The organism is Paracraurococcus lichenis (assembly GCF_030657435.1).
Taxonomy (GTDB): Bacteria; Pseudomonadota; Alphaproteobacteria; order Acetobacterales; family Acetobacteraceae; genus Paracraurococcus; species Paracraurococcus lichenis.
The window spans coordinates 1-5,166 of record NZ_JAUTWS010000180.1; the positions used below are offsets into that span (position 1 = coordinate 1).

Annotated in this window: 3 protein-coding genes and 1 pseudogene; 3 read left to right on the forward strand and 1 reads right to left on the reverse strand. The window is 65.8% G+C overall.

Annotated features, from left to right (window positions below; genetic code table 11):
- Positions 1-224, forward strand: a pseudogene (locus Q7A36_RS38165) (IS4 family transposase); the annotation flags it as partial.
- A 356-nt stretch (positions 225-580) separates the two neighbouring features.
- Positions 581-1,438 (forward strand): LLM class F420-dependent oxidoreductase, encoded by an 858-nt coding sequence (locus Q7A36_RS38170; RefSeq protein WP_305109024.1) that lies wholly within the window; start codon positions 581-583, stop codon positions 1,436-1,438.
- Positions 1,439-1,837: 399 nt separating this feature from the next.
- Here the strand turns inward: Q7A36_RS38170 and Q7A36_RS38175 are convergent, their stop codons facing one another.
- On the reverse strand, positions 1,838-2,068 hold the full coding sequence (locus tag Q7A36_RS38175; protein WP_305109025.1) for a hypothetical protein: 231 nt from the start codon (positions 2,066-2,068) through the stop codon (positions 1,838-1,840).
- 456 nt (positions 2,069-2,524) lie between these two features.
- Between Q7A36_RS38175 and Q7A36_RS38180 the strand changes: the two genes are divergently transcribed.
- The gene (locus Q7A36_RS38180; protein ID WP_305109026.1) at positions 2,525-4,168 is read left to right on the forward strand and encodes a long-chain-fatty-acid--CoA ligase; all 1,644 of its coding nucleotides are present in this window, start codon (positions 2,525-2,527) and stop codon (positions 4,166-4,168) included.
- The last annotated feature ends 998 nt before the right edge of the window (positions 4,169-5,166 follow it).

Here is a 5,166-nt window from a genome sequence, read left to right on the forward strand (position 1 = left end):
TCCTGCTCACCCTGCTCGGCGCCGCCGGTGAGGAACTCGGCTACGACCGTATGCTCCGCACCAGCACCACAAAGCGGCGCACCCATTCGCTGCTCCGCCAAGGGATCATGCTCTACGAGCTCATCCCCACCATGCCGGAGCACAGGCTCTTGCCCCTCATGGCGCGTTTCGCCTCGCTGCTCCAGCAACAGACCGTCTTCACCGAGATGTTCGGCACCATTTGAGCCTGGAATGAGGGGATTCTTGAGGCTTTTCGCTACAGAGCCCAGGTCGTACCAGTAGGGTTCTACTGGGGCTCCGCCAACAAGCCGACCGAGCGGGCGCCGCGACGACAGGAAATGGAGGTCCAGCAGGTGTCCCTGACGCTAACCCACGCAATGCCGAGCATGGGCGTGGTTCGAAACCAGGTCACACGCGGGGCTGGGTTGGCGCTGCTGGGCGGCGTGATGGCACTGGGCCATTCGCACGGGAAGGGCTGACCACAGGCACGGAGGCGAATAGCTCGAGAGCGTGACGGACCGGCCTTGACGGCCTTCTCTCTACCTGCCGCACTATCGCGCGACACCGGAGACAAGACCTCATGCTGAAAATCGGTGCCGTGATGTTTTTCACGACCTACTCCCTGCAGCCTGCCGAACTCGGGCCAATGCTGGAGGAGCGGGGCTTCGAATCCCTCTGGGTGCCCGAACACACTCACATCCCATCCTCCCGCAAAACGCAGTATCCCGCCGGCGGCGCTCTGATCCGTCCCTACTACGACATCATGGACCCCTTTTTGGCGCTGAATACAGCGGCGACGGCCACGACAAACCTCAAGATCGGAACTGGCATCGCCCTGATCACACAGCGCGACCCCATCGTCACCGCCAAGATGATCTCCACCATCGACCAGCTGTCGCAGGGCCGCTTCATATTCGGTGTCGGCAATGGCTGGAACCAGGACGAGGTCGAGAACCACGGTACCGACTTCGCCTCCCGCCATAAGCTAGCGCGCGAACGGATCGAGGCGATGAAGGCGATCTGGACGCAGGAGGAACCTGAGTACCACGGCGAATTTGTAAACTTCGACAAGATGCAGCAATGGCCGAAGCCACGTCAGAAGCCTCACCCTCCTATCATCGTAGGCGGTGCTTTCCCTTATGCCGCCCGGCGGGCAATCCGCTACGGCGATGGATGGATACCCCGCGCCGATCGGTTGGAGAAGGAGGGTGTCGGCGTGCTCATCAGCAAGTTTCGTCAGATGGCGACCGAATCTGGACGTGACCCCGCCAGCCTGCCAATCACGATCTTCCGTGTCCCCGAGGAGTTCGACCGCCTGAAGTACTGTGAGGAGATCGGGATCGACCGCGTGGTGTTCAGCTTGCCAGCGGAGACCAAGGACAAGGTTATGCCTATTGTCGACCGTTGGGCAGAACTCAAGCACCGGCTGGGTGGCTGATCCTCAAAGCGAGGCTTGGCGGTAGCATCTGGGGGGGGCGACGCTGAACAGCGGTGCTCGCTCGCACTCGGGCTCTACCGGGCCTTGACGGCCAAGCAGGGCCAAAGTGGTTCAGGGCTCGAGGCGCAGCAGGCCAGCGTGCGGGAGACGGGACCGGCGCAGAATTGGGGGCGACGGGGCGGCAGACGCTCGCGGACGAGAGCGGTCAGCCAGCGGAAAGCGTGGCTTGGGGTGGAATCTAGAGATGTCGGTGAAGGCGGTACAGCGGACCTGCTGCAGCTCACCCCCAACTCTGCGACAGTCCCCTGCAGCCTGAACTCCGTGCCGGCATTGTCCTCAGCATGCCAACTCGCTCAGCCCGAGGGCGACAAGTTGACTGTGCCCTTTACAGTGTCCGGATCAGCTCTTGTTCTGGCTCTCATCCGCGGCATCGATCTCGCGGCCGAGGCGGTCCCAGAGGCTTTCGCCCTTTTTGAAGTGCACATCCTTGGTGGGTTCCGGATCCTTTGCGGCGCGCTGCTTGACCGCACTCTGCGGTCTCTGATCAGCCGCATTTTTGCGCTCATGGTCGAGGATCATTCGATCAACATCTTCAAGCGTCGGCTTGGTACCGTCGTCCTGCTTGGCCACCGCCGCCTCCTTGCTGACATGAAGCTGCGCCGTCACAAATGACGCAGAGCGTTTTACAAGCACTTGGCACGCTTCGAACGAAACGCAATGGGAAAAGCCCTGTTCCGCCGTCTCAAGCGGCTTAAGGGCACGCGGCCGTCACCGGGATCTTCCCTGCCAGCGCCCCCTTCAGAGAGGATATGGCGGCGCCGGTAGCTCTGTACGCCAGGAGAGCGGCCGGGCAAGGGTGATCCGGTACGTAGGCAGAACCACTCAAAGCGATCAGCTCGGTGACTTTTTGGCCTCGTCCAGGTTCGAGCCGGCGTCCTCGGTAGATGAGCAGACCGCACCATATTCCCGTAGCTCGTTTCGGATATGGTGGGTCATGCTATTCCTCGGTCCGGACGAGAGCGGGCCGCACTGCCATTGGCGTCGGGGCCAATCCGAGGCAAATGAGAACGGACCAGGGAGGCCTCCATGCTCGGCCTGATGCAGCAGCACCCCCTGCTGCTCTCCACCATCATCACCCATGCCGCCCGCCACCATGGCAGGGCGGAGGTGGTTTCGAAGCTGCCCGATGGCAGCCTGCACCGCACGGACTACGCCACGGTGGAGGGGCGCTCGCGCCGGCTGGCCCGCGTGCTGCAGCAACTCGGGGTGGGAATGGGTGACCGGGTGGCCACTATGGCGTGGAACGGCTACAGGCACCTGGAACTCTACTACGCCATCTCGGGCATGGGCGCGGTCTGCCACACAGTCAATCCGCGCCTCGCGCCCGAGGACATCCTCTACATCATGAACGACGCCGTAGACGAGGTGCTCTTCGTCGACCTGAGCTTCATCCGGCTGGCGGAGGCACTAGCGCCGCGGGTGCCGGGCCTACGCGCGGTGGTGCTGATGTGCGACGCGGCGGAGATGCCGGAGATCGCGCTACCCGCCGGCGTGGCGCTGCACTGCTACGAGGGCCTGATGGAGGCGGCCGGCGACAACTACGCCTGGCCGCGCTTCGACGAGAACACCGCGAGCGCGCTCTGCTACACCTCCGGCACCACGGGGCGGCCGAAGGGCGTGCTCTACAGCCACCGCTCCTCCATGCTGCACGCCTACGCCGCCAACATGGCGGACTTCTTCGGCTTCCGCGCCACCGACCGGGTGCTGCCCGCGGCCTCCATGTTCCACGCCTGCGGTTGGGCGATGCCCTACTGCGCGCCGATGGCTGGCGCCGCGCTGGTGCTGCCCGGGCGGCACCTGGACGGCGCCAGCCTGGTGCAGTTCCTGAACGAGGAGCGGGTCACCTTCGCCGCCGGCGTGCCGACCATCTGGCTCGGCGTGCTGCAGCACCTGCAGGCCACGGGCGGGCGCCTCGCCACGCTGAGACGGGTGGGTAGCGGCGGATCAGCCGTGCCGCGGGTGATGATCGAGGGCCTGGGCGCCCAGGGTGTCGAGGTGCTGCACGCCTGGGGCATGACGGAGACGAGCCCACTCGTCACTCTCAACGCGCCCAAGCCCACAACCGCTAATCTTCCGCCTGAGAAGGCCATGCGTCTCCGGCTCAAGCAGGGCCGCGCCGTCTGCGGCACCGACATCCGGATCGTGGACCCCGAGGGCCGGGAACTGCCCTGGGATGGCATGGCCTTCGGCGACCTTGAGGCGCGGGGCCACTGGGTCTGCCAGGAGTACCTGAACCGCGGCCCGGAGGGCGCCGCCGATGCGGAGGGCTGGTTCCACACCGGCGATGTCGCCACCATCGACCCGGAGGGCTATGCCGAGATGGTGGACCGCTCCAAGGACGTGATCAAGTCGGGTGGCGAGTGGATCTCCTCGATCGCGCTCGAAAACATCGCCGTCTCGCACCCGGATGTGGCGGAGGCGGCGATCATCGCCGCGCGGCACCCGAAATGGATGGAGCGGCCGCTGCTCCTGGTCGTGCCGAAGCCAGGGCGCAGCGTGGTGGCGGAGAGCGTGCTGGCGCTCTACGACGGGCCGGTCGCCCGCTGGTGGCTGCCGGATGCCGTCGTCGTGGTCGATGCGCTGCCGCACACCGCAACCGGCAAGCTGAACAAGCTCGCCCTGCGTGAAGAGTTCGCGGACTACCTACTGCGGCAGGCTTCCGCAGTTTGAGCTGCCGGGGCGAAGGATAGAAGGCGGGCGTGGTGCTAAACCGGGTCACACGCGAAGCCGGATTGGCGCTGCCGGGCGGGGTGATGGCAATAGCGATCAGCATAACAGCGATCTCGGCGCGGCGCTCCGGCGCTTCCGGGGACCACGAGTTACCCCGCCCTATTCATGCTCGGCCGCATGGATGCCCGCCTACCGCCTGCATGCCCTGGCAAAGTCCACACTCGTGCCCTGGGCGGCGCTGAAGGCGTAGTTCGGCGCCAGCTGTGCGCGCATGGACAACTTCCGGCCGACCTTCCTGGAGAACCTTGGGCTGACGCTGGCGGTGTACCGTCACGCGAAAGTAGAGGTGACGGAGCGTGGCCTGCTGCTGCACACCTCGCGCCCGTCCGTTCTGCCGCGCCCCGTATTGTTGGTAGACGGGATGGCGGGCCGCGGCCGAGCCAGCGCAGCCCGCGCCAGCTGTCAGCGATGCGGAACCCGCCGTCAGCGGAAGTCACGACTGCGGCCGAGGAGCAGCAAGCCGTCCCCGTGTGCGTCCTGCACCCGCTGCAGCAGGTCCGTACGGTCGAACACTCGCCGCGCGATGACGTGGGTGATCGGCATCTCGGCGTGCTCGGTCTGCCGAACGTCATCCCGGCGCTTCGCCCCACCCTGGTGAAGCCCACGCTGGCACCCGCACAGCCAGCCCGCGCGGGCTGTGCGACGGCCTCGGGCAGTAGCAGGTGCTCGCGGTGCCGCACCGGCCGGAGGAACCGGCCGGCGACCAGGTCATGGCCGCGATCGCCTGGACGGTCCGCATGGGCCGCAGCTTCGTCGCCGGGCTAGAAAATCCTGGACGTCGCAAATAAGGCCGTCGGGCGAGTTCGGCAGGGCTGCTCTAGGCTTGAGAGCCCGCCCGGTTCCAACCTCGCCCAGCATCGCCGAGAGGTTCATAGCCCGTCTCGGTCACCACAATGGTGTCCTCGAGTTTTATGAAGCCGCGGGCGGGGTGGAGCAGT

Coding starts and splice junctions, on each gene's coding strand:
- Q7A36_RS38170 (WP_305109024.1), top strand. CDS start 581: ATGCTGAAAATCGGTGCCGTGATGTTTTTCACGACCTACTCCCTGCAG.
- Q7A36_RS38180 (WP_305109026.1), top strand. CDS start 2,525: ATGCTCGGCCTGATGCAGCAGCACCCCCTGCTGCTCTCCACCATCATC.